Source organism: Paracoccus acridae, from assembly GCF_014642735.1.
In the GTDB taxonomy this organism is placed as follows: Bacteria; Pseudomonadota; Alphaproteobacteria; order Rhodobacterales; family Rhodobacteraceae; genus Paracoccus; species Paracoccus acridae.
In genome coordinates this window covers 147,683-171,169 of sequence record NZ_BMIV01000007.1, presented here as the reverse complement: position 1 = coordinate 171,169, position 23,487 = coordinate 147,683, and the positions used below count along the sequence as shown (strand labels likewise).

General features: G+C 66.9%; 24 protein-coding genes. 19 read left to right on the top strand and 5 right to left on the bottom strand.

Annotated features, from left to right (window positions below; genetic code table 11):
* The first annotated feature begins 8 nt into the window (after positions 1-8).
* From sucD to IEX25_RS12135, 10 genes are all read left to right on the top strand, one after another.
* Positions 9-893, top strand: a complete 885-nt coding sequence (sucD, locus tag IEX25_RS12180; RefSeq protein ID WP_103171358.1) for a succinate--CoA ligase subunit alpha — start codon at positions 9-11, stop codon at positions 891-893.
* Positions 894-963: 70 nt separating this feature from the next.
* The gene (locus IEX25_RS12175) at positions 964-1,311 is read left to right on the top strand and encodes a hypothetical protein (RefSeq protein WP_103171357.1); all 348 of its coding nucleotides are present in this window, start codon (positions 964-966) and stop codon (positions 1,309-1,311) included.
* Between the two features lie 60 nt (positions 1,312-1,371).
* On the top strand, positions 1,372-1,770 hold the full coding sequence (locus IEX25_RS12170) for a hypothetical protein (RefSeq protein ID WP_103171356.1): 399 nt from the start codon (positions 1,372-1,374) through the stop codon (positions 1,768-1,770).
* A gap of 7 nt (positions 1,771-1,777) precedes the next feature.
* The gene (locus IEX25_RS12165; RefSeq protein ID WP_188715263.1) at positions 1,778-2,239 is read left to right on the top strand and encodes a hypothetical protein; all 462 of its coding nucleotides are present in this window, start codon (positions 1,778-1,780) and stop codon (positions 2,237-2,239) included.
* Positions 2,240-2,291: 52 nt separating this feature from the next.
* Positions 2,292-5,258, top strand: coding sequence for a 2-oxoglutarate dehydrogenase E1 component (locus IEX25_RS12160; protein WP_103171354.1), 2,967 nt, complete (start codon positions 2,292-2,294; stop codon positions 5,256-5,258).
* Between the two features lie 4 nt (positions 5,259-5,262).
* Positions 5,263-6,867, top strand: a complete 1,605-nt coding sequence (gene odhB / locus IEX25_RS12155) for a 2-oxoglutarate dehydrogenase complex dihydrolipoyllysine-residue succinyltransferase (protein WP_103171353.1) — start codon at positions 5,263-5,265, stop codon at positions 6,865-6,867.
* A 54-nt stretch (positions 6,868-6,921) separates the two neighbouring features.
* Positions 6,922-7,176, top strand: coding sequence for a hypothetical protein (locus IEX25_RS12150; RefSeq protein WP_103171352.1), 255 nt, complete (start codon positions 6,922-6,924; stop codon positions 7,174-7,176).
* Positions 7,177-7,181: 5 nt separating this feature from the next.
* Positions 7,182-7,571 (top strand): MAPEG family protein, encoded by a 390-nt coding sequence (locus tag IEX25_RS12145; protein ID WP_103171681.1) that lies wholly within the window; start codon positions 7,182-7,184, stop codon positions 7,569-7,571.
* A gap of 46 nt (positions 7,572-7,617) precedes the next feature.
* Entirely contained in the window at positions 7,618-9,012 is a 1,395-nt protein-coding gene (lpdA, locus tag IEX25_RS12140) for a dihydrolipoyl dehydrogenase (RefSeq protein WP_103171351.1), read from the top strand.
* Positions 9,005-9,544 (top strand): lytic transglycosylase domain-containing protein, encoded by a 540-nt coding sequence (locus tag IEX25_RS12135; protein ID WP_229665154.1) that lies wholly within the window; start codon positions 9,005-9,007, stop codon positions 9,542-9,544. The genes lpdA and IEX25_RS12135 overlap by 8 nt, the downstream gene beginning before the upstream one ends.
* 79 nt (positions 9,545-9,623) lie before the next feature.
* Here IEX25_RS12135 and IEX25_RS12130 read toward each other — a convergent pair whose 3' ends face one another.
* The gene (locus tag IEX25_RS12130; protein WP_103171349.1) at positions 9,624-10,829 is read right to left on the bottom strand and encodes a phosphoglycerate kinase; all 1,206 of its coding nucleotides are present in this window, start codon (positions 10,827-10,829) and stop codon (positions 9,624-9,626) included.
* A gap of 159 nt (positions 10,830-10,988) precedes the next feature.
* Between IEX25_RS12130 and IEX25_RS12125 the strand changes: the two genes are divergently transcribed.
* The 3 genes from IEX25_RS12125 (at position 10,989) to IEX25_RS12115 (ending at position 14,694) form a co-directional block, all read left to right on the top strand.
* Positions 10,989-11,495: a peptidylprolyl isomerase gene (locus IEX25_RS12125; protein ID WP_103171348.1), complete on the top strand. Its 507-nt coding sequence runs from the start codon at positions 10,989-10,991 to the stop codon at positions 11,493-11,495.
* A complete protein-coding gene (locus IEX25_RS12120; protein WP_103171347.1) occupies positions 11,488-12,078 on the top strand; it encodes a peptidylprolyl isomerase in 591 nt (196 codons plus the stop codon). Before IEX25_RS12125 ends, IEX25_RS12120 begins: the two co-directional genes overlap by 8 nt.
* Positions 12,079-12,150: 72 nt before the next feature.
* Positions 12,151-14,694, top strand: a complete 2,544-nt coding sequence (locus IEX25_RS12115) for a putative PEP-binding protein (protein ID WP_103171680.1) — start codon at positions 12,151-12,153, stop codon at positions 14,692-14,694.
* Between the two features lie 67 nt (positions 14,695-14,761).
* Here the strand turns inward: IEX25_RS12115 and IEX25_RS12110 are convergent, their stop codons facing one another.
* Positions 14,762-14,917: a hypothetical protein gene (locus tag IEX25_RS12110; protein ID WP_158247936.1), complete on the bottom strand. Its 156-nt coding sequence runs from the start codon at positions 14,915-14,917 to the stop codon at positions 14,762-14,764.
* Positions 14,918-14,978: 61 nt separating this feature from the next.
* Here IEX25_RS12110 and IEX25_RS12105 point away from each other — a divergent pair, with 61 nt between their 5' ends.
* Genes IEX25_RS12105 through glmM form a run of 4 tightly spaced genes read left to right on the top strand, consistent with a single transcriptional unit; the run spans position 14,979 to position 18,775 of the window.
* Complete coding sequence (locus IEX25_RS12105; RefSeq protein WP_103171346.1) at positions 14,979-15,635, top strand: cell wall hydrolase; 657 nt, start codon at positions 14,979-14,981, stop codon at positions 15,633-15,635.
* Positions 15,636-15,678: 43 nt separating this feature from the next.
* Positions 15,679-16,458, top strand: coding sequence for a dihydroneopterin aldolase (locus tag IEX25_RS12100; protein WP_188715261.1), 780 nt, complete (start codon positions 15,679-15,681; stop codon positions 16,456-16,458).
* Positions 16,455-17,432 (top strand): dihydropteroate synthase, encoded by a 978-nt coding sequence (folP, locus tag IEX25_RS12095; protein WP_103171344.1) that lies wholly within the window; start codon positions 16,455-16,457, stop codon positions 17,430-17,432. Before IEX25_RS12100 ends, folP begins: the two co-directional genes overlap by 4 nt.
* The gene (gene glmM, locus IEX25_RS12090) at positions 17,429-18,775 is read left to right on the top strand and encodes a phosphoglucosamine mutase (protein WP_103171343.1); all 1,347 of its coding nucleotides are present in this window, start codon (positions 17,429-17,431) and stop codon (positions 18,773-18,775) included. Before folP ends, glmM begins: the two co-directional genes overlap by 4 nt.
* A 65-nt stretch (positions 18,776-18,840) precedes the next feature.
* On the opposite strand, the gene IEX25_RS12085 is transcribed toward glmM, so the two are convergent.
* Together IEX25_RS12085 and dksA are read right to left on the bottom strand one after the other, a co-directional pair.
* The gene (locus tag IEX25_RS12085; RefSeq protein WP_103171342.1) at positions 18,841-19,968 is read right to left on the bottom strand and encodes an FAD-dependent oxidoreductase; all 1,128 of its coding nucleotides are present in this window, start codon (positions 19,966-19,968) and stop codon (positions 18,841-18,843) included.
* Between the two features lie 4 nt (positions 19,969-19,972).
* Positions 19,973-20,395 carry an RNA polymerase-binding protein DksA gene (gene dksA / locus IEX25_RS12080; RefSeq protein WP_103171341.1) on the bottom strand — a complete coding sequence of 141 codons (423 nt, stop codon included), beginning with the start codon at positions 20,393-20,395 and terminating at the stop codon, positions 19,973-19,975.
* Positions 20,396-20,556: 161 nt separating this feature from the next.
* On the opposite strand from dksA, the gene IEX25_RS12075 reads away from it, so the two are divergent.
* Positions 20,557-21,396, top strand: coding sequence for an AAA family ATPase (locus IEX25_RS12075; protein WP_103171340.1), 840 nt, complete (start codon positions 20,557-20,559; stop codon positions 21,394-21,396).
* 3 nt (positions 21,397-21,399) lie between these two features.
* Here IEX25_RS12075 and IEX25_RS12070 read toward each other — a convergent pair whose 3' ends face one another.
* Positions 21,400-22,068, bottom strand: coding sequence for a hypothetical protein (locus tag IEX25_RS12070; protein ID WP_103171339.1), 669 nt, complete (start codon positions 22,066-22,068; stop codon positions 21,400-21,402).
* Between the two features lie 127 nt (positions 22,069-22,195).
* Here IEX25_RS12070 and IEX25_RS12065 point away from each other — a divergent pair, with 127 nt between their 5' ends.
* A complete protein-coding gene (locus tag IEX25_RS12065; RefSeq protein ID WP_103171338.1) occupies positions 22,196-23,476 on the top strand; it encodes an O-acetylhomoserine aminocarboxypropyltransferase/cysteine synthase family protein in 1,281 nt (426 codons plus the stop codon).
* Positions 23,477-23,487: the final 11 nt, after the last annotated feature.

The window sequence follows — 23,487 nt, the reverse complement described above, 5'->3', positions numbered from 1 at the left end:
AAGCCGTAATGGCCGTTCTCGTTAACAAAGACACCAAAGTCATCTGCCAGGGGATCACCGGATCCCAGGGCACCTTCCACACCGAACAGGCGATCGCCTATGGCACGCAGATGGTCGGCGGCGTGACCCCCGGCAAGGGCAGCAGCGAACATCTGGGCCTGCCGGTCTTCAACTCGGTCCACGAGGCCGTGGCGAAGACGGGCGCCAATGCGACCGCGATCTATGTCCCGCCCCCTTTCGCGGCGGATTCGATCCTGGAGGCCATCGACGCGCAGATCCCGCTGATCGTCTGCATCACCGAAGGCATCCCGGTGCTGGACATGATGCGCGTCAAGCGCGCCCTGCAAGGGTCGCAGTCGCGCCTGATCGGGCCGAACTGCCCCGGCATCATGACGCCGGACGAATGCAAGATCGGCATCATGCCGGGCAGCATCTTCCGCCGCGGCAGCGTGGGCGTCGTGTCGCGTTCGGGCACCCTGACCTATGAGGCCGTGAAGCAGACCTCGGACGTGGGCCTGGGCCAGTCCTCGGCGGTGGGCATCGGCGGCGATCCCATCAAGGGGATGGAGCATATCGACGTGCTGCAGATGTTCCTGGACGACCCGGAAACCGAGTCGATCATCATGATCGGCGAGATCGGCGGTTCGGCCGAGGAGGAAGCGGCCGAGTTCCTGGCCGAGCAGAAGAAGAAGGGCAAGTGGAAGCCCACCGCCGGCTTCATCGCGGGCCGCACCGCCCCTCCGGGCCGTCGCATGGGCCATGCCGGCGCCATTGTGTCGGGCGGCAAGGGTGACGCGGAATCGAAGATCGAGGCGATGAAGCGCGCCGGGATCGTCGTGGCCGACAGCCCCGCAGGCCTGGGCGAGGCCGTGCTGAAGGCCATCAAGGGCTGACGCAACCCCCGGCGCGGCGCGCGCGTTCCACGGGCAAGAGCAATCGCTCTGTAACCACAGGAGATTAAAGATGAAGATGCTTTCTGCTGCCATCATCGCCTCGACTGTCGTTCTGGGAGCCTGCGCGCCCGAGCCGATCACGCGCGTCGAAACCTCGGTGTCGGTGGCCTCGGTTCCCTCGGGCGCGCTTGGCGCGGCGACGGGCCTGCCGGCCGATGCCGTGGTCGCCGCCTCGCGCACCGGCAACCAGTACACGGTCTTCTATCGCGGCGACGCGGTGACGGCCGACCAGGTTGCCGCCGCACCCGCGATCATCTGTTCCAACACCGCCTCGCAGGTCTTTTCGGCCGAGGCGGTGGATACCTCTGCCCCGCAGTTCGGCAGTGGCGTTCAAAGGATGACCGTCACCTGCGGGTGACGCGATTGAAAGCCGGTGCCTCGGACATAAGTATGGGGCATCGGAAACCAGGGGGATGACGTGGACGACCAGCCGCAGCGCGCAGCAGCCAGATCTTCGGACGGGGCAAACGCCCGGACCGGCGGCTGCATGGCGCCCTTGTCCCTGGCCGCCCTTCTGGCGCTGACGGCCTGTGGCCGCGCGCCCACCGACGACATCCTGCGCGGCGGCATTCCCGCCATCACGAACCTGCACCAGGCCAGCACCCTGCCCCCCGACTCCGTGCGCACCGTGGCGCGGCGCGATTTCGGCTGGCGGCTGATCTATCACCCCACCCGCGCGCCCGCCGGGGCCGACCAGGGCGCGGCCCGCGCCTTGTGCGGGCTGGAACGCCGCGGGGTTGCCCGGATCGAACGCATCCCGCGCGCGGATCCCTATGCCGATCCCGGCGCGGCCATCATCGACGTTTATTGTGCCTGAGGCGGTCATGACACCCAGATATCCTGCCAAACCTTCCGTTCTTGCCCGCCTGTCGGTGCTTCTGCCGGCCGCGCTTCTGGCGGGTTGCGTGCAGGTGACACCAGCGGCCCAGCAGCCTGCCCCCGTGGCCCCTGCCCCGGCGCCCGCTGCCCCGCCAGTGGCCAGCCTGCCCGTTCCGCCATCGCCGCCGGTGGTTGCGCCCCCCGCCCCGGCCCTGCCGACCGGCCCCGTGGACAGCCGCACCGGCCTGCACCAAGCTTCGGTCATCGCCGTCACAGGCGATGCCGACAGCCGCTTCACCGTGCTGTTCCGGCCCGCCCAGACCGACGCCGGCAAGATCGAGGCCGCACCCGCGCAACTGTGCCGCAGCGCGGGACGCGGCTTGGAAAACAGCCGCACCAACAAGCCTGGCGCGGGCAGCGCGATGCCCGGTGTCCAGATGATGATCGTCACATGCAGCGCCGCCTGACGCCGCATATCCCCGTTCCCATTCTTCCATTGCGTCAAGGACGCGAGACACAATGACCGACCAACCCAAGAACGCCGATTTCCACGACTCGTCCTTCCTGCAAGGGCACAACGCGGCCTATATCGAGCAGCTTTACGGCCAATGGGCGCAGAACCCGGGCGCCTTCGACGCGGCCTGGGACGCATTCTTCCGCAGCCTGGGCGATGCCGGAGAGGATGCCGCCCGCGAGGCGGAGGGCGCAAGCTGGAAGCGCGCCGACTGGCCGCCCATGCCGTCGGACGAGACCACCGCCGCGCTGACCGGCGAATGGCCGATGGCCTCCAAATCCGAAGCCGCCGCCGCGATGAAGAAGATCGCCGCCAAGGCCGAGGAAAAGGGCGTCAGCCTGACCGAGGACAAGATGCGTCAGGCCGTGCTGGATTCGATCCGCGCGCTGATGCTGATCCGCGCCTTCCGCATCCGGGGCCACCTGCACGCGAACCTGGACCCGCTGGGCCTGCGCGACGTGCCCGACCACGGGGAACTGAACCCCGAAACCTATGGCTTCGGTCCCGGCGACATGGACCGGCCGATCTTCATCGACAACGTGCTGGGCCTGGAGATCGCCTCGATCCGCCAGATCACCGAATTGATGCAGCGGACCTATTGCGGCACCTTCGCGATCCAGTTCATGCATATTTCCAACCCCGAGGAAGCCGCCTGGCTGAAGGAACGGATCGAGGGTTACGGCAAGGAAATCCAGTTCACCCGCGAAGGCCGCCGCGCCATCCTGAACAAGCTGGTCGAGGCCGAGGGCTTCGAGAAGTTCCTGCATGTGAAATACATGGGCACCAAGCGCTTCGGCCTTGACGGCGGCGAGGCGCTGATCCCCGCGATGGAACAGATCATCAAGCGCGGCGGCGCGCTTGGCGTGAAGGAAATCGTCATCGGCATGCCCCACCGGGGCCGTCTGTCGGTCCTGGCCAACGTGATGTCCAAGCCCTATCGGGCCATCTTCCACGAATTCCAGGGCGGCAGCTTCAAGCCCGAGGACGTGGACGGTTCGGGCGACGTGAAATACCACCTGGGCGCATCCAGCGACCGCGAATTCGACGGCAACACCGTCCACCTGTCGCTGACCGCCAACCCCTCGCACCTGGAGGCCGTGAACCCGGTCGTGCTGGGCAAGGCGCGCGCCAAGGGCGACCAGCTGGGCGACCAGCATGACCGCAGCGCGGTCCTGCCGATCCTGCTGCATGGCGACGCGGCCTTCGCGGGCCAAGGCGTTGTGGCCGAATGCCTTCAGCTTTCGGGCATCAAGGGCCATCGCACCGGCGGCTGCCTGCACATCGTGGTGAACAACCAGATCGGCTTCACCACCGCGCCGCATTTCAGCCGCACCTCGCCCTATCCGACCGACATCGCCCTGATGGTCGAGGCGCCGATCTTCCACGTCAATGGCGACGACCCCGAGGCCGTGGTCCATGCCGCCAAGGTCGCGACCGAGTTCCGCCAGAAGTTCCAGAAGGACGTGGTGCTGGACATCTTCTGCTATCGCCGCTTCGGGCACAACGAAGGCGACGAGCCGATGTTCACCAACCCGGCGATGTACACCCAGATCAAGGGTCACAAGACCACGCTGCAGCTGTACACCGAACGCCTGGTCGCCGACGGCCTGATCCCCGAGGGCGAGATCGAGGACATGAAGGCCGCGTTCCAGAACCACCTCAACGAGGAGTTCGAGATCGGCAAGAACTACAAGCCGAACAAGGCCGACTGGCTGGACGGCAAGTGGTCGGGCCTTGATCGCGAGGGGGCCGAATACGTCTCGGGCGAAACGGGGATCGAGCCGTCGACGATGGCCCAGATCGGCCGCGCGCTGACCACCGTTCCCGAAGGCCACAACCTGCACAAGACCGTGGGCCGCCTTCTGGAATCCAAGCGCCAGATGTTCGAGACGGGCGAAGGCTTCGACTGGGCCACGGGCGAGGCCCTGGCCTTCGGATCGCTTCTGCTGGAAGGCAAGGGCGTGCGGCTGGCAGGACAGGACAGCACGCGCGGCACCTTCAGCCAGCGTCATTCGGCCTTCATCGACCAGAAGACCGAGGATCGTTACTATCCGCTGAACCACATCGCGGAAGGCCAGGCGAATTACGAAGTCATCGATTCGATGCTGTCGGAATACGCCGTGCTGGGCTTCGAATACGGCTATTCGCTGGCCGAACCGAACGCCCTGGTGATGTGGGAAGCTCAGTTCGGCGATTTCGCCAACGGCGCACAGATCATGTTCGACCAGTTCATCTCCTCGGGCGAGAAGAAATGGCTGCGCATGTCGGGCTTGGTGATGCTGCTGCCCCACGGTTTTGAGGGTCAGGGGCCGGAACACAGTTCCGCCCGCCTGGAACGCTTCCTGCAGATGTGCGCCGAGGACAACTGGATCGTCGCCAACTGCACGACGCCGGCCAACTATTTCCACATCCTGCGCCGCCAGATGCACCGCCGCTTCCGCAAGCCGCTGGTGCTGATGACGCCGAAATCGCTGCTGCGCCATCCCAAGGCCACCAGCCGGGCCGAGGATTTCCAGACCGGATCGACCTTCCACCGCGTGCTGTGGGACGACGCGCAGCAGGGCAGTTCGGACATCACGCTGGTCCCGGATCACCGCATCCGCCGCGTCGTGATCTGTTCGGGCAAGGTTTATTACGACCTGCTGAAGGCGCGGGACGAGGCCGGGATCGACGACATCTATCTGCTGCGGCTGGAACAGTTCTATCCCTTCCCCGCGCAGTCGATGGTCAAGGAACTGGCCCGCTTCAAGGACGCTGAGGTCATCTGGTGCCAGGAGGAACCCAAGAACCAGGGCGGGTGGAGCTTTGTCGAGCCCTACCTGGAATGGTCGCTGGACCGGCTGGGGGCGCGCCACAACCGCGCCCGCTATGTCGGGCGCAACGCCGCCGCATCGGTCGCCACGGGTCTTGGATCGCGCCACAAGGCCGAACAGGAAGCTTTGGTGAACGAGGCGCTGTCGCTTGAAGGATGACCTGATGCCCACCGAAGTCCGCGTGCCCGCCCTGGGCGAATCCGTCACCGAGGCGACCGTCGCCACCTGGTTCAAGAAGCCGGGTGACGCGGTGGCGGTGGACGAGATGCTGTGCGAGCTGGAAACCGACAAGGTGACGGTCGAGGTTCCCAGCCCCGCGGCGGGCATCCTTGCCGAAATCGTGGTGGCGGAAGGCGAAACCGTCGGACCCGACGCGCTGCTGGCCCAGATCGGCGAGGCTGGCAGCGTCACCCCAAACACACAACAGCAGGCCGAGACGGCCCAGAAGACCCCGGAAGGACAGAAACAGATGAGCGGCAAATCCGTGGATGTGATGGTGCCCGCGCTTGGCGAAAGCGTGACCGAGGCGACCGTGGCCACCTGGTTCAAGAAACCCGGCGACACCGTCGCCGTGGACGAGATGCTGTGCGAGCTGGAAACCGACAAGGTGTCGGTCGAGGTTCCCAGCCCCGCCGCGGGCGTCCTGGCCGACATCCTGGCCGAGGAAGGCGCGACCGTCGATGCCAAGGCGCGCCTGGCGATCATCACCGAAGGCGCCGCCGGCAGCGCGGGCGCCTCGGCCCCGCAGTCTTCTTCCGAGAGCAAGGGCGACAACAAGGGCGCCTATGGCAATGCCGAGGCCCCCGTGGGTTCCGCCTCGGGCGGCGAGGATGGGGTGACCGCAGGCCAGGTCGGATCCCCCGGCGCCGGCCCCGAGCAGACCCAGCCCCGCACCGATGTCGAGGATGCGCCCTCGGCCCGGAAGGCCATGGCCGAAAAGGGCGTCAGCCGCGATCAGGTGACCGGCTCGGGCCGCGACGGCCGCGTGATGAAGGAAGACGTCGCCAAGGCAGCCGCCGCGCCGAAGCCCGCCGCCGTCCCGGCAGCCCCCCGCCCGGCCGAGGACGCCGCGCGCGAGGAACGCGTCAAGATGACCCGCCTGCGCCAGACCATCGCGCGGCGCCTGAAGGACGCGCAGAACACCGCCGCGATGCTGACGACCTATAACGAGGCCGACATGTCCGGCATCATGGGTCTGCGCAACGAATACAAGGACGCCTTCGAGAAGAAGCACAAGGTCAAGCTGGGCTTCATGTCCTTCTTCGTGAAGGCCTGCTGCCACGCCCTGAAGGAAGTCCCCGAGGTCAACGCCGAGATCGACGGCACCGACGTGGTTTACAAGAACTATGTCAACATGGGCGTGGCCGTGGGCACCCCCTCGGGCCTGGTGGTTCCGGTGGTGCGCGACGCCGACCAGAAGGGCTTCGCCGCTATCGAGAAGGAAATCGCCGAACTGGGCGCCAAGGGCCGGGACGGCAAGCTGACCATGCAGGAAATGCAGGGCGGCACCTTCACCATCTCGAACGGGGGGGTTTATGGCTCGCTGATGTCCTCGCCGATCCTGAACCCCCCGCAGTCGGGGATCCTGGGGATGCACAAGATCCAGGACCGTCCGGTCGTCGTCGGCGGGCAGATCGTGATCCGGCCGATGATGTATCTGGCGCTGTCCTATGACCACCGGATCGTGGACGGCAAAGGCGCCGTGACCTTCCTGGTCCGCGTCAAGGAGGCGCTGGAGGATCCCCGCCGCCTGCTGATGGATCTGTAAAGACCCGGCACCGCCGATCCCAGCGGCGGTGCCTTTCCCTTGAAAGGACAGGCCATGCAACTGATCGCCCATTACACCGTCGCCGATTATGCCGCCTTTCGCACGGCCTTCGACGCCGATGCCGAGGATCGCGGCCATGCCGGCCTGTCGCTGCTGCAATTGTGGCACGAAGATGACCGCAATGCCTGGGCGCTGTTCCAGGTGACCGACCCCAAGGCCGCGCGGGCCTATCTGTCCGGCGGCGCGGCCCCCTTCAACGCGCAGGCGGGCGTGACCGGCACCGATTTCCACTTCGTGAAGACCGCCTGACCATGATGACGCCGGAACTGACCGTCCTGGCGCTTGCGGGCCTGCTGCAGGGCCTGCAATTCGCGGCTTTCTCGGTCGCGGCGAACATGCAGGTCGGGCCGCGCGTGGCGATGGGGCCGCGCGATCATGCCCCGGCGCTGACCGGGACGGCGGGGCGCCTGCAGCGGGCGCTGAACAACCATTTCGAAGGGCTGATCCTGTTCACCCTGGCCGTTGTCGTGGTGACGCTGGGCGGGCAGGCCAGCGGCGCGACGACGGCCTGCGCATGGATTTATCTTGCGGCGCGAATCCTCTATGTGCCGGCCTATGTCTTTGGCTGGGTGCCCTGGCGCTCGGTCATCTGGGCCGTGGGATTCGCGGCGACGATGCTGATGATACTGGCCGCGCTGTTCTAGGCACGCCCTGGACACTGGCCCCTGAGGGACAATGAAGGAGAAGTTGATGTCCACCTATGACCTGATCGTGATCGGGGCGGGACCGGGCGGCTATGTCTGCGCGATCCGGGCAGCCCAGCTGGGCCTCAAGGTCGCCTGCGTCGAGGGGCGCGAGACGCTGGGCGGCACCTGCCTGAACGTGGGCTGCATCCCGTCCAAGGCCCTGCTGCACGCCAGCCACATGCTGCACGAGACGCACGAGAATTTCGCCAAGATGGGCCTGATGGCCGGCCACGTCGAAATCGATTGGCAGAAGATGCAGGGCTACAAGTCCGAAACCGTCGCCGGCAACACCAAGGGCATCGAGTTCCTGTTCAAGAAGAACAAGATCGACTGGCTGAAAGGCTGGGCCGTGATCGAGACGCCGGGCAAGGTCAGGGTCGGCGAGACCACTCATGAGGCGAAGAACATCGTGATCGCCACCGGCTCGGTCCCCTCGGCGCTGAAGGGCGTGACGGTGGACAACGATGCGGGCATCGTGGTGGATTCGACCGGCGCGCTTGCGCTGCCGAAGATCCCGGAATCCATGGTGGTGATCGGCGCTGGCGTGATCGGGCTGGAACTGGGTTCGGTCTATGCGCGCCTCGGCGCGCAGGTGACGGTGATCGAATACCTGGACGCCATCACCCCCGGCATGGACGGCGAGGTGCAGAAGCAGTTCCAGCGCATCCTGACCAAGCAGGGCCTCAAGTTCATCCTGGGCGCCGCCGTGTCCGAGGTCGAGGTCGAGGATGGCCGGGCCGAGGTCGAATACGAGCTGCGCAAGGACGGCAGCAAGCACGAGATCAAGGCCGATGTGGTCCTGGTCGCCACCGGCCGCCGCCCCTATGCCGACGGCCTGGGCCTGGATGCCTTGGGCGTGCAGATGACCGATCGCGGCTATATCAAGGTGGACGGCCACTGGGCGACCTCGGTTCCCGGCATCTATGCCATCGGCGACGCGGTGCCTGGCCCGATGCTGGCCCACAAGGCCGAGGACGAGGGCATGGCCGTGGCCGAGGTGATCGCGGGCAAGCATGGGCACGTCAACTATGGCCTGATCCCCGGCGTGATCTATACCATGCCCGAAGTCGCCAGCGTCGGCCTGACCGAGGAAGCCGCCAAGGAAGGCGGCCGCAAGATCAAGGTCGGCAAGTTCCCCTTCATGGGCAATGCGCGGGCAAAGGCGGTCATGCAGGCCGAGGGCTTCGTCAAGATGATCGCCGATGCGGAAACCGACCGCATCCTCGGCTGCCACATCATCGGCCCCAACGCGGGCGAGATGATCCACGAGGTCTGCGTGGCGATGGAATTCGGCGCCGCTGCGCAGGATCTGGCGCTGACCTGCCACGCGCATCCGACCACCTCGGAAGCGGTGCGGGAAGCGGCGCTTGCCTGCGGGGACGGCGCCATCCATGTCTGATCTGGCAAGGGGGGCGCTGCCCCCCTCGACGCTGGCGCGTCTCACCCCCCGGGATATTTCCGCACAGAAGATGGGAAGGCGCGGCCTGATCCTGGCGACGCTTGCGCTTGCCGCCTGTGGCGGCGGGGGCCAGAAGATGCCGGACGGCCTGGGCCGCAACGGGCTTTACCCGAACGAGACGCCGCAGCTGCGCGCCCGCATCAACTATTGGTCGCGCCATTACGAGGTGCCTTCCGCGATGGTGCAGCGCATCATCCTGCGGGAATCGCAGCATCGCCCCGGCGCGCGCAACGGTTCCTATTACGGGCTGATGCAGCTGAACCCGCAGACCGCCCGCACCATGGGCCATCGCGGATCGCCCGAGGCGCTGCTGGATGCGGACACGAACCTGCGCTATGGGGTCAAATACCTGCGCGGCGCCTGGATGGTGGCCGACGGCAATCCCGACAAGACGGTGATGTGGTATTCGCGCGGCTATTATTACGAGGCCAAGCGCAAGGGGCTGCTGAAAAAGACCGGCCTGCGCGGCTAGGGTTTTCTTCTGTGCCAAATATCCTCGGGGGTGAATTGCGCCCGAGGCGCAAGAGGGGGCGCGAGCGCCCCCTTTTTCGTCAGCCGTTCCGCGCGTCCTTCAGGGCGGCGACGCCGGGCAGTTCCTTTCCTTCCATCCATTCCAGAAAGGCGCCCCCGGCGGTCGAGATGAAGGTGAAATCCCCGCTGACGCCCGCCTTGTTCAGCGCCGCGACCGTATCCCCGCCCCCCGCGACCGAGGTCATCGTGCCATTGCGCGTCAGTTGCGCCGCGGCCTGGGCCGCCGCATTGGTCGCGCGGTCGAAGGGCTCGATCTCGAAGGCGCCAAGGGGGCCGTTCCAGATCAGCGTCTTGCAATGGCCCATCGCCTCGCGCAGCGCGTCCACAGTGGCGGGGCCCGCGTCGAGGATCATCGCGTCGGGCGGGCATTGATCGACCGGCAGCACCTGCGATTCCGCGCCCGCCTTGAACTCGCGCGCCACCACGATGTCCAGCGGCAGATGGATCACGCAGCCGCCCTGGTCGGCCTTTTCCAGGATCTGGCGCGCCGTGTCGGCCATGTCGCGTTCGGCCAGGGACTTGCCCACCTCGACGCCCTTGGCGACCAGGAAGGTGTTGGCCATGCCGCCGCCGATCACCAGGTGATCGACCTTGTCCACCAGGTTCATCAGCAGGTCCAGCTTGGTCGAGACCTTGGCCCCGCCCACGACCGCCATCACCGGCCGTTGCGGATTGCCAAGCGCCGCATCCAGCGCCTTGAGTTCCGCCTCCATCAGCCGGCCCGCCCCGGCGGGCAGCAGTCGCGCCAGCCCTTCGGTCGAGCCATGCGCGCGATGCGCGGCCGAGAAGGCGTCGTTGATATAGACCTTGCCAAGCGCCGCGATGGATGCGGCGAAGGTGGCGTCGTTCTTTTCCTCGCCTTCATGGAAGCGGGTGTTTTCCAGAAGCGCAACATCGCCCGGCTTCAGCCCCGCCACCACCCGCTTGGCGGGCCCGCCGATGCAGTCGTCGGCAAAGATGACCGACTGCCCAAGCGCGGCTTCCAGCGCCGGGACGATCTGCTTCAGGCTCATGGCATCCACGCGCTTGCCCTTGGGGCGGTCGAAATGGGCCAGCAGCACCGGGATGCCGCCCTTGGCCTGGATGTCCTTGACCGTGGGCACGATCTTCTCGATCCGCGTGGCGTCGGTCACGCGGCCGTCCTCGACCGGCACGTTCACGTCCACGCGGGTCAGGACGACCTTGCCGTCCATGTCCAGATCATCGATCGTCTTGAAATCGGCCATCGTCCGTCCTCGCAGCATTGGGATTGCCGGGCTTGTCCCGCATGGGGCTGCCCGCGTCAACTCTCGCGTAAGTATGATCAACGCGTGAGGGGGTTTGCGCGTTGCGATCGGGGCGGCAAAGCCCTAGACCAAGGACCGAACGTGGCAAAGGAGGGCCGCATGGCCGAGATCAAGGATCCCGAAAACACCATCATCATCGAGCTGAAGGACGGCCGCGTCGTTGTCGAGCTTCTGCCCGATGTCGCCCCGAAACATGCCGAACGCATGAAGGAACTGGCCCGCGCCGGGAAATACGACAACGTGGCCTTCCACCGCGTGATCGAGGGTTTCATGGCCCAGACCGGCGACGTCCAGCACGCCAACATGGAAAACAACTACAACCCCGGTCGTTCGGGCACGGGCGGGTCGGACCTGCCGGACCTGCCGGCGGAATTTTCCAAGCTGCCGCATGATCGTGGCACGCTGGGTGCCGCGCGGTCGCAGAACCCCAACAGCGCCAACAGCCAGTTCTTCATCAACTTCAAGGACAACCATTTCCTGAACGGCCAGTACACCGTCTATGGCCGCGTGATCGAGGGAATGGAGCATGTGGACAAGATCGCGCGCGGAGAGCCGCCTGCGAACCCCGACCGCATGATCTCGGTCAAGGTGGCTGCCGATGCGTAAGCTGCTGATCCCCGCATTCGTCCTGGCCGCAACGGCGGCCCATGCCCAGGCCCCCGCGCATGAGGACGGCCCCGGCCCGAACATGGTGATCGAAGTGGCTGCCGCCGACGGCACGTCCAAGGGCACCATCACGCTGGACCTGCTGGCCGACAAGGCGCCGAACCATGTCGCCCGCCTGGTCGAACTGGCCAAGGCCGGCGCCTATGACGGCGTGGTCTTCCACCGCGTGATCGACGGCTTCATGGCACAGACGGGCGATGTGGAACATGGCAAGCAGGGCGGCGCCAGCGTCGCCATGGCCGGCACCGGCGGATCGGACCTGCCGGATCTGGAAGCCGAGTTCAACGACGTGTCGTTCCAGGCGGGCACCGTGGGCATGGCCCGCGCGCAGGATCCGAACAGCGCCAACAGCCAGTTCTTCATCGACCTGGCGCCCGCGACCTTCCTTGACGGGCAATATACCGTCGTTGGCCAGTTGATCGACGGCTGGGACGTGCTGACCGGCATCAAGAAAGGCGACGCGAACGCGAATGGCGCGGTCGAGGAACCCGACTACATGGCGAAAGTCACCATCGTCGAATAAGATCAAGGGGGCCGATGGCCCCCTTTTTCGCGCTTGCGGCATTGGCCGCCGCGCGCCTATCTTTCGCGCGACATGGAACCGCGCAACCTTCCAGACGTAACTGAAATCACCCCCTCGGCCGGGGTGGAACGCGCGTGCCACGGCTGGCGGGCGAAGTGCCTGCAACGGCTGATCCGGATGCGCCTGCCGGTGCCGCGCAGCTTTGCGATCCCCGCGGAATCGGTGCAGTCCATCGCGACGGGCAGGCGGATCGACCTGGGGGATCTGGCGGACCTTTTCAGCGACGGCGACGGGTTGGTCAGCGTGCGCCCCTCGGCCCTGATGCCGGAATGGGGCGGGCCGGGCACGATCCTGAACGTCGGCATCAACGACAGGACGCACAAGCGGCTGGCCCATCGGATCGGCCGCGCCAATGCCGACACCCTGTATCGCCGCTTTGTCCAAAGCTATGCCATCCATATCGCGCGCCTGGACCCCGACATGTTCGCCCAGGACGGCGAAGGCGCCCTGGCCGAGGCGCTTCGCAGCTATCGCGACGAAACGGACGAGGATTTTCCCCAGGATCCCGCCATCCAACTGGCCGAGGTCCTGCGGTCCATGGCCCGCGCCTGGGACGGCCCGACCGCGCGGCTGCTGCGCCAGGCCAAGGGCGCGCCCCCGGACGCGCCGCTGGGGCTGGTGGTTCAGCAGATGGCGCTTGGCCTGGGGCCGGGGCTGTGCGGATCGGGCAGCATCCAGTTCGTCGATTCCGCAACCGGCGCGCCCCGCGTCACCGGCCGCTTCAAGCGCCAGCACCATGGGGGCGCGGATGGGGCGGGGGCCGAAACCCAGTTCCTGGTCCGCGACGACCGTGGTCCGTCGCTGGAAGACACCGCGCCCGAGGTTTTCGCCGACCTGATCCGCTTCGGCGTCGCCGCGCGCGAGCGCCTGCGCGAGGAAATGCAGATCGAGTTCGTGGTGGCCGACAGCCAGATCTCGATCATCGACGCCACGCGGGTTCAGCGGACATCCCGCGCCGGGGTCTGCATCGCCGTGGCCTTGGCCCGCGACGGCATCATCCCGGAATCCGAGGCCGTGATGCGCGTCGAACCCCGCGCGCTTGCCGATCTGCTGCACCGACAGGTCGATCCCCACGCCCCGCGAGAGGTGATCGCGCGCGGCATCAACGCCAGCCCTGGCGCCGCCACCGGCCGGATCGTCTTCACCGCCGCCGCCGCCCAGGCCGCCGCCGCGCGGGACGAGGCTTGCATCCTGGTCCGCCGTGAAACCGTCCCTGAAGACGTGCGCGGGATGCACGCATCCGTGGGCGTCCTGACCGAACGGGGCGGCACCACCAGCCACGCGGCCGTGATCGCGCGGGGCATGGGTCTGCCCTGCATCGTGGGTGCCAATGGCATCAGCATCGACGCGCGCCAGCGGACCCTTCGCGCGGGCGGCATCACCCTGCACGAAGGGGACGAGATCACCATCGACGGATCCAGCGGAGAGGTGTTGACGGGACGTGTCCCCCTGCTGGAACCGGCGCTCGACGACAATTTCTCGCAACTGCTGGTCTGGGCGGATGCGGCGGGGGGCATCGCGGTGCGCGCCAATTGCGACACGCCGGAAGACGCCCGCACCGCCCGGCGCTTCAACGCGCAGGGCATCGGGCTGTGCCGGACCGAACACATGTTCTTCGACGCCGAGCGCCTGCCCGCCATGCGCGAGATGATCTTTGCCGACACCCCCCAGGATCGCCGCCTGGCCCTGGACCGCATCCTGCCCATGCAGCGCCAGGACTTCACCGCCCTGTTCGAGATCATGGCAGGCCTGCCGGTCACCATCCGCCTGTTCGACCCGCCGCTGCACGAATTCCTGCCCCATGACCGCGAGGGGTTGCGCGAACTGGCCGATACCATGGACCTGCCCTTGTCCGACGTGACCCGCCGGGTCGAGGCGCTGTCGGAATTCAACCCGATGCTGGGGATGCGCGGGGTCCGGCTGGGCATCACCGTTCCCGAAATCTATGACATGCAGGCCCGTGCCATCTTCGAGGCCACCATTGAAGCCAGCCGCAAGGGCGACCCGGTCGTCCCCGAGATCATGATCCCCCTGGTCAGCGCCATGCGAGAGGTCGAGCTGGTCAAGAACCGCATCGACGCGGTGGCCGCCGCCGTCAGGAACGACCGCCGCATCGACTTCACCTATCGCCTGGGGGTGATGGTGGAAACGCCGCGCGCCTGCCTGCGCGCGGGCGACATCGCCGCTCATTCGGCCTTCCTGTCCTTCGGCACGAACGACCTGACGCAGATGACCTATGGCCTGTCGCGCGACGATGCGGGGCGCTTCATGGGCACCTATGTCGGCCAGCGCGTCTATGAGGAAGATCCCTTCCACTGCCTTGACCAGGACGGCGTCGGGGAATTGCTGCTGACCGGGGCGCAGAGGGCACGCCAGCAGCATCCCGGGATCACCATCTCGGTCTGCGGGGAACATGGCGGCAATCCCGAATCCATCGGGTTCTGCCATGATGCGGGATTCGACTATGTGTCCTGTTCGCCGTTCCGCGTTCCCGTAGCCCGGCTGGCGGCGGCGCAATCGGCCTTGCGCGCCCGGCTTCTGCGCGGCGACGGCTGACTGATTCGCCGGTCGATCACGCAAAATCTTGCGTCTCGACAGCCTCTTGCTGCACCCGCAAAGGTTGTCATCGTGCCGAAACCTGCCGGTTGACGCTTTGCAGGTCGGCGAGATGCTGCCGGAAACGTCCCTTTTTCCCCTGAAACGGAACCTCACGGGGAAGTTCGGTGGATGCGCCGATCGCTAAAACCGTAATCATTCCGGCGAACGCGGTGGTGTCCATCTGCTCTGGGCCAGCCGTGATCTTAACGACCTGTCCATCCGACACGGTTATAGGGATAGATATGAAAACGCTGCTTCAGCGGTTGGTGCCGTCATGCCTGTGCGCCGCCGCCCTTACCTTCACGGCGACATACGCCATTGCAGGCAACGGATCGCTGTTTTCGTCCGATGCCGGGCTGTTCGGTTCCGCGACACAGTCAGCGCGTCCGACGCCGCTTCTACATACGGGTGACGAACCTGTGAAGGCTGAATCTGCCGTCCAGCGTGAAAATCAGCGTGCAAGATTGCTGCCGGCCAGCGCCGAACGGTCGGCGAGGGGCAGGTTCGACGAACGCGACCTGAACTGCCTGGCCGAGGCGATCTATCACGAGGCGCGCGGCGAAAGCACCCGCGGCCAGGCCGCCGTGGCCGAGGTGATCCTGAACCGCGTCGACAGCCGGCAGTTCCCCTCGTCGGTCTGCGGGGTGGTGAACCAGCCCAGCCAGTTCAGCTATACCATCGGCGGGCGCAAGCCGATCAAGAACAAGAGCGCCTATCTGCGTGCCCGCGACATCGCCCGCAACGCCCTGGCCGGGGCACCGCGCGCCTTGACGAACGGGGCCACCTATTTCCACACGCCCGCCGTAAGCCCGTCCTGGTCGCGCCGGTTCCAGCGCACCGTGCAGATCGGGCAGCACATCTTCTATCGCCCCGGCGGCCAGCGCGTCGCCTCGAATTAAGGCCGGACTTGCCTGCGGCTGGGAATTGCTGTGAATGGCAGGCATGAGCCAGCCTGACCGCATCCATCTGCGCGACCATGTCGTCGAAGCCGAAATCGGCGCCTTTCAATCCGAACGCGGCCGCACCCAGCGGCTGCGTTTTTCGCTTTCCGTCGATCTGCGCGATCCCGTGGACGCCAGGGACGACCATGTGGACCGCATCCTGTCCTATGACGTGCTGGTCCAGGCGGTGGATGCAGCCCTTGCGGAGCAGCGGTTCAACCTGGTGGAAACGCTGGCCGAACGCATCGCGGCGCAGGTGCTGGCCGATCCCCGCGCCGCGCGGATAACCGTCACGGTGGAAAAGCTGGATCGCGGCCCCGGCGCCCTGGGCATCACCATCACCCGCGATGCGGGCCGCATGGCCGTGACATCGCAGCATCTGCCGGTGCGGATCGTCGTGGGCCGTCCGGCGGCCTTGCCTTCTGGTGCCCTGGTGGTAGTGCCCGAAGCGCCCGTCGCGCCCCTGCCGCAGGGTGGCGACACCCGCCGCATCGCCTTGCTGGGCCTTGATCAGGCCGCCTGGATCCTGTCGGACGCCTTGGGCATCGAGGTGGCCGAGACGCGGACCGAACTCGACGCCGCCATTCGGGCCGAAGCCGCGGTGGTCTGGGCCCCGGCCCGGCTTGCGGTCGAAGCACCCGGCATCCTGCCCGCCGCGCCGGACCTGGCCTTCTGGCTGGCCGCGCGCCTGTCCGCCCACCGCGTCGATTTCGCGACCGATGCGCCCCTGCCCGCCCCGCCCGAGGGGATTGCCGTGGGCCGTGTTCCGGTGGCGACATGAGCCTTTATTACCGCCCCCTTCCCGACCCATACGGCCGCCACCGCCTTGCGGGCGGCTGGATCCGCTTTTCCCAGGTCGAGGTCCTGGAACGCGGCCAGCTGCCCCGGCTTGGCACGGACATCCCGCCCGATCTGCTGGAACGCCTGACCGCGCCCCGTTCCGGCGTCCTGGACCTGTCCATGGACCGCCCGCGCGTGATGGGCATCGTCAACGCGACGCCGGACAGCTTCTCGGACGGCGGCACCTATGACCCCGTCCAATGGGGCCGGCAACTGATGCAGGATGGGGCCGACCTGCTGGACATCGGCGGCGAATCCACCCGCCCCGGCGCGGCCGAGGTTCCGGTGGCCGAGGAGATCGGCCGGATCGTCCCCGTCATCCGCGCCCTGGCCGATGCGCCGCTTTCCGTCGATACCCGCAAGACGGCGGTCGCACGGGCCGCGCTGGCGGCGGGCGCAGGGCTGATCAACGACGTGTCGGGCTTCGACTTCGACCCCGCGCTTGCAAGCCTGACGGCGGAGGCGAAGGTGCCGGTCTGCCTGATGCATGCGCAGGGCCTGCCCGAGACGATGCAGGACGATCCGCGCTATGACGATGTGCTGCTGGACGTCTATGACGCGCTGGAAGCGCGGATCCGCCGGGCCGAGGCTGCGGGCATCGCGCGCAATCGGATCCTGGTCGATCCCGGCATCGGCTTCGGCAAGACGCAGGCGCATAATCTTGCCATCCTGCGGCGGATTTCGCTGTATCATGGGCTTGGCTGCGCGATCCTTCTGGGCGTCTCGCGCAAGCGGTTCATCGGCGCGGTCGGCGGGGCGCAGGATCCCGCCGACAGATCGCCGGGAACGCTGGCGGTGACGCTTGCGGCGGTGGCGCAGGGGGTTCAGATACACCGCGTCCACGATGTGCGCGGACTGGTGCAGGGGCTGCGGCTGTGGCAGGCCGTCAACGATAACGAAAAGGCAGGAACATGAGCAGAGGCTTGTTCGGGACAGACGGCGTGCGCGGACGCGCCAACACCCACCCCATGACCGCCGAGATGGCCCTGCGCCTTGGCGCGGCGGCGGGGCGGTATTTCCGCCGCTCGGGCGATGACAGCGCGCATCGCGTGGTGATCGGCAAGGACACGCGGCTGTCCGGCTACATGCTGGAAAACGCCCTGACGGCGGGGCTGACCAGCACCGGCATGAACGTGCTGCTGCTGGGTCCGGTGCCCACCCCGGCCGTGGGCTTCCTGACCCGGTCGATGCGCGCGGATGTGGGAATCATGATTTCCGCCAGCCACAACCCGGCCGAGGACAACGGCATCAAGTTCTTCGGCCCCGACGGCTTCAAGCTGTCGGACGAGGCCGAAGCCGAGATCGAGCGCATCGTCGCGGGCGACATCACCCCGGCCCAGCCCGCCAATATCGGCCGCGCCAGGCGCATCGACGACGGTCGCGGGCGTTATGTCGAATATGCCAAGACCACCTTCCCGTCAGGACAGCGCCTGGACGGCTTGCGCGTGGTGATCGACTGCGCCAACGGCGCCGCTTATCGCGCCGCGCCCGACGTGCTGTGGGAACTGGGCGCCCATGTGATCCCCATCGGGGTGAAGCCGGACGGCTTCAACATCAATGCCGGCGTGGGTTCCACCCATCCTCAGGCCTGCGCGGCGGCGGTTCTGGACCATGGCGCGCATCTGGGCATCAGCCTGGACGGCGATGCGGACCGGGTGATCATCATCGACGAAAAGGGTCAGGTGGCCGACGGGGACCAGATCATGGCATTGATGGCGGCCCGCTGGGCCGACCAGGGACGCCTGCAAGGGAACGCCCTTGTCGCCACTGTGATGTCGAACCTGGGGCTGGAACATTTCCTGACCGGGCGCGGGCTGCGGCTGGAGCGCACCAAGGTCGGCGACCGCTATGTGGTCGAACGGATGCGCGGGGGCGGGTTCAACCTGGGCGGCGAACAGTCGGGCCATATCGTGATGACCGACTATGCCACCACCGGGGACGGGCTGATCGCGGCGATGCAGTTCCTGGCCGCCATGGCCGAGACGGGCGAAAGCGCCAGCGTCCTGGCCGCGCAGTTCGACCCGGTGCCGCAGATGCTGAAGAACGTCCGCTACGCCGCAGGCGCCGACCCCTTGTCGGCGGCCGAGGTGCGCGCCGTGATCGCGGATGCCGAGGCACGGCTGGCAGGCACGGGCCGCGTCCTGATCCGCAAGTCCGGCACCGAACCCCTGATCCGCGTGATGGCCGAGGCCGAGAACGAGACCGTGCTGCGCGAAGTCGTGGACGGGATCGTCGCGGCGGTGGAAAAGGCAGCCTGAGGCGGCAAACGCCGGGGGACTTCACGTCCCCCGGACCCCCTGTGGGATATTTTCACACAGAAGATTCAGGGCGCTTCCGCAACCGGGTCGAAATCATAGATCCAGTCGAAGCGCGACAAAATTGCGCCGGGTGCCACCTTGCCGCCCAAACGCAGCGCGGCATGGGCGGCAAGCCGCCTCGGACCGGTCAGGTGATAGTTGCCTGCATTGGCATTCGCCGCCTCGACGATGCGGGTCGTGCGAGGCTTGCGCAGGCTTTCATAGCGCATCAGCGCGGCCTGCTGGTCGGGCACGGCGTCCAGGCAGGCGGCCAGCGTCCAGGCATCCTCGATGGCCATGCAGGCGCCTTGGGCCATGAAGGGCAGCGTCGGATGGGCGGCGTCGCCCAGGATCGCCATGCGTCCGTCTTGCCAGCGGGCTGCGACCTGATGGCGGAACAGGCCCCAGACATGGACCCGATCGACCTGTGCCAGCCATCCCGGCACCGGGCCGCCGAAGCGGGCGAAGGCCGCGCGCAGGTTGGCGGGATCGTCGGGATGGGACCAGCCTTCGTCCTGCCAGTCGCGGGTTTCCAGGACCGCCACGATGTTGCGAAGCCCGCCCGCCAGGGGATAGCTGACCAGGTGGCGGTTCGGTCCCATGAAGACCTGAGCCTCAGGGGGCTTGTCCTGGTCTGCAATGACGGCGCGCCAGGCCGTCTGGCCCGTGAAGAAGGGCACTTCGCGTCCGTTCAGGGCGGCGCGGATCCCGCTGTGCAGCCCGTCGGCGCCGATCAGCAGGGGGGCGTCGGGTGGAGATTCAACTGGATGGTCCAGGACGATCCGCACACCCGCCCGCCTTGCGGCCTGTTCCAGAACCTCGATCAAACGGGCGCGGTGGATCAGGCGGAACCGGGCCTGGGGGCGGTGGCGGGCCAGGTCCAGCCGAACCACATCCGAACCCGAGGCATCGCGCAACCGCACCGCATGGCTGGGCAGCGACACCGCATCAAGCGCCGCAGACAGCCCAAGCGCGTCAAGCACGCGCATCGCGTTGGGGGAGAGTTGCAGGCCCGCGCCGACCTCGGCGATGGCGGGCGCGCGTTCCAGGACGGTGACCTTTGCCCCGCGCTGTTGCAGCGCGATGGCGGCGGTCAGCCCCGCGACGCCGCCGCCGACGACCGTGACGGGCCGTGATCGCAGGGCGCCTGGCATCGGATCAGTCGTCGCGGTGGACCCGCTCGCGGCGTTCGTGGCGTTCCTGCGCTTCCAGCGTCATGGTGGCGATAGGGCGGGCGTCCAGGCGTTTCAGGCTGATCGGTTCGCCCGTCATTTCGCAGTAACCGTATTCGCCCGTCTCGATCCGGCGCAAGGCCGCGTCGATCTTGCTGACCAGCTTGCGCTGGCGGTCGCGGGTGCGCAGTTCAAGGGCGCGATCGGTTTCCTCGGACGCGCGGTCGGCCAGATCCGGCACGGCGCGGGCGCTGTCTTGCAGGCCTTCCAGCGTTTCGGCGGATTGATCCAGCAATTCCTGCTTCCAGGCTTCCAGCTTGCGCCGGAAATATTCCAACTGCCGGTCGTTCATGAACGGCTCATCCTCGGCGGGACGATAGTCCTGGGGCAGGAAGGTCTGGGCTTTCATAAATGCTCTCCGGCAGGGCCGGGTGGAACGCGAACCGGCACCTTGCGCGCCCCCATAAAGTATGACGTGCTGCTTGTCACTAGGCGAAACGTTCAAGGTTGAATGACATGCGATCCCGTGCGTTGTTCGTGCCCAAGTATTTCACCTGAAAGGAGAGTTTGATGCAGTTCACCGGCACCGGCCGATATGTCGCCCCGCCCGACCTGGCGATCGCGGTCAATGCCGCCGTCACGCTGGAACGCCCGCTGCTGGTCAAGGGCGAACCGGGCACGGGCAAGACCGAACTGGCCCGGCAGGTGGCGGAAAGCCTGTCCCTGCCGATCATCGAATGGCATGTCAAATCAACGACCAAGGCCCAGCAGGGCTTGTATGAATACGACGCCGTCAGCCGGTTGCGCGACAGCCAGTTGGGCGATGCGCGGGTCCATGATGTCGCCAACTATATCCGCAAGGGCAAGCTGTGGCAGGCCTTCGAGGCGCCCGGCAAGGTGGTCTTGCTGATCGACGAGATCGACAAGGCCGACATCGAGTTTCCGAACGACCTTCTGCAGGAACTCGACCGGATGGAGTTTCACGTTTACGAGACCGGCGAGACGATCCGCGCCGCACACCGGCCGGTTGTCATCATCACCTCGAACAACGAAAAGGAACTGCCGGACGCATTCCTGCGGCGCTGTTTCTTCCATTATATCCGGTTTCCCGATGCCGACACGCTGCGCGCCATCGTGGACGTGCATTATCCGGGCCTGAAGCGCGGGCTGCTGGACCAGGCGTTGACGCAGTTCTTCGAATTGCGCGACACGCCGGGGCTGAAGAAGAAGCCCTCGACCAGCGAGCTTCTGGACTGGCTGAAGCTGATCCTGGCCGAGGATCTGGCGCCCGAGGATCTGCGGCGTGACCCCCACACGATGCTGCCGAAGCTGCACGGCGCGCTGCTGAAGAACGAACAGGATGTGGCACTGTTCGAAAAGCTGGCCTTCATGGCACGGCGGCAGCGGTAAGCCTCAGCCGCCGGTCGCGGGATCGTCGGCCTGGCGGCCCGCAGCCATGCCCATGCCCATGCCGCCACCACCCCCGGCGCCCGCCCCTCCTCCGCCGCCGGTGCCGCGGGACCGCCCCTCGTCCCCGCCCCTGCCCTTGCCGCCACCCGGTGCGGGGCGGGTCGGTCCCTGGGGCGGGATGGCAAGGCCGGTGGGCACGGGTTCCAGATCCAGGGCTTTGCGGATGAAGTCGCGCAGGGATCGCACCAGTTCATCCGTCTGGACCGGCCGCCCTTCCACCAGGTCGCGGGCGGCGCGTTCGGCCAGGCGGACATGGGTTTCCGTGCCCAGCAGCAGGATGTCGGACAGCGCGGCTTCGACCGCATCCCGGATCCGGCGGCGGCGGTCCGAGCCTTCGGTCAGATCCGTGCCCTCCTCGGTCGCGCGCTGGCGCAGGTCGCGCAGATGGGCGGGATCCACGGCCAGATCGCCCGTGAAGGATCCGCCCAGCACCTTGTAGGCGGCGATCAGCACCCGCAGGCGTTCGTTGATCTGGCGGTTCATCCGTTCGCGGCGCTGCTGGACGGTGAACATCACCAGCACCCGGATGCCGATGCCGATCAGCGCGAACAGCGCGATCCCGATCACGGTGGACAGGATGCTGTTCCAGTTGCTGAAGTCGATCATGCGCATGGCTGTCCCTTAAGGAGATGACGGCATGATCGGGGCAAGGTCCGGCAGGGACAACCCGGTATTTCCAATTGAAACCCGGGCGCTGTCGTGACCTTCTGCCCGCAACCGACATCGAGAGGAGAGAGAGATGACCCAGGGCTTTGACACCACCGCGATCCATGCCGGGACCGAACCCGATCCCGCGACCGGCGCGCGGCAGGTGCCGATCTATCAGACCACGTCCTATGTCTTCAAGGACGCCGACCACGCGGCGCGCCTGTTCGGGCTGCAAGAGGTGGGATACATCTATTCCCGCCTGACCAACCCCACCGTCGGCGCGCTGCAGAACCGGGTCGCCGCGCTGGAAGGCGGCGCGGGGGCGGTCTGCTGTTCGTCGGGGCACGCGGCGCAGATCATGGCGCTGTTCCCGCTGATGGGGCCGGGGCGCAATATCATCGCCTCGACCCGGCTTTACGGCGGCACGGTCACGCAGTTCAGCCAGACCATCAAGCGGTTCGGCTGGTCCGCCAAATTCGTGGACTTCGACGATCTGGACGCCCTGCGTGCGGCCATCGACGACGACACGCGCGCGGTCTTCTGCGAATCGATCAGCAATCCCGGCGGCTATGTCACCGACATTCCGGCAGTTGCCGAGATCACCAATGCCGCAGGCATCCCGTTGATCGTGGACAACACGCTGGCCACACCATACCTGTGCCGCCCGATCGAGATGGGCGCGACGCTGGTCGTCCACAGCCTGACCAAATACATGACCGGCAACGGCACCGTGACGGGCGGCGTGGTCGTGGACAGCGGCAGCTTCGACTGGTCGGCCTCGGGCAAGTTCCCCAGCCTGTCGGATCCCGAACCCGCCTATCACGGCCTGAAGTTCCACGAGACCTTCGGCAACCTGGCCTTCACCTTCCATTCTATCGCCATCGGTCTGCGCGACCTGGGCATGACCATGAACCCGCAGGGCGCGCATTACACGCTGATGGGGATCGAAACCCTGGGCCTGCGCATGGCCCGCCATGTGGAGAACGCCCAGAAGGTCGCGGAATGGCTGGAAAACGACCCGCGCGTGACCGCCGTGACCTATGCCGGGCTGGCATCCTCGCCCTGGAACGCGACGGCGAAGCGGCTGTATCCGAAGGGGGCCGGGGCGCTGTTCACCTTTTCGGTCAAGGGCGGCTATGAAACGGCGGTCAAGGTGGTGGGCGCGCTGAAGCTGTTCAGCCATGTGGCGAACCTGGGCGACGCGCGGTCGCTGGTGATCCATTCGGCTTCGACCACCCACCGCCAGTTGACCGAGGATCAGCAGCGCGCGGCGGGCGCGGCCCCCGACCTGCTGCGCCTGTCCATCGGGATCGAGGATCCGGCCGACCTGATCGCCGACCTGGACCAGGCGCTGTCGGCCGCGGTCGGATAAGGAAAGGGGGC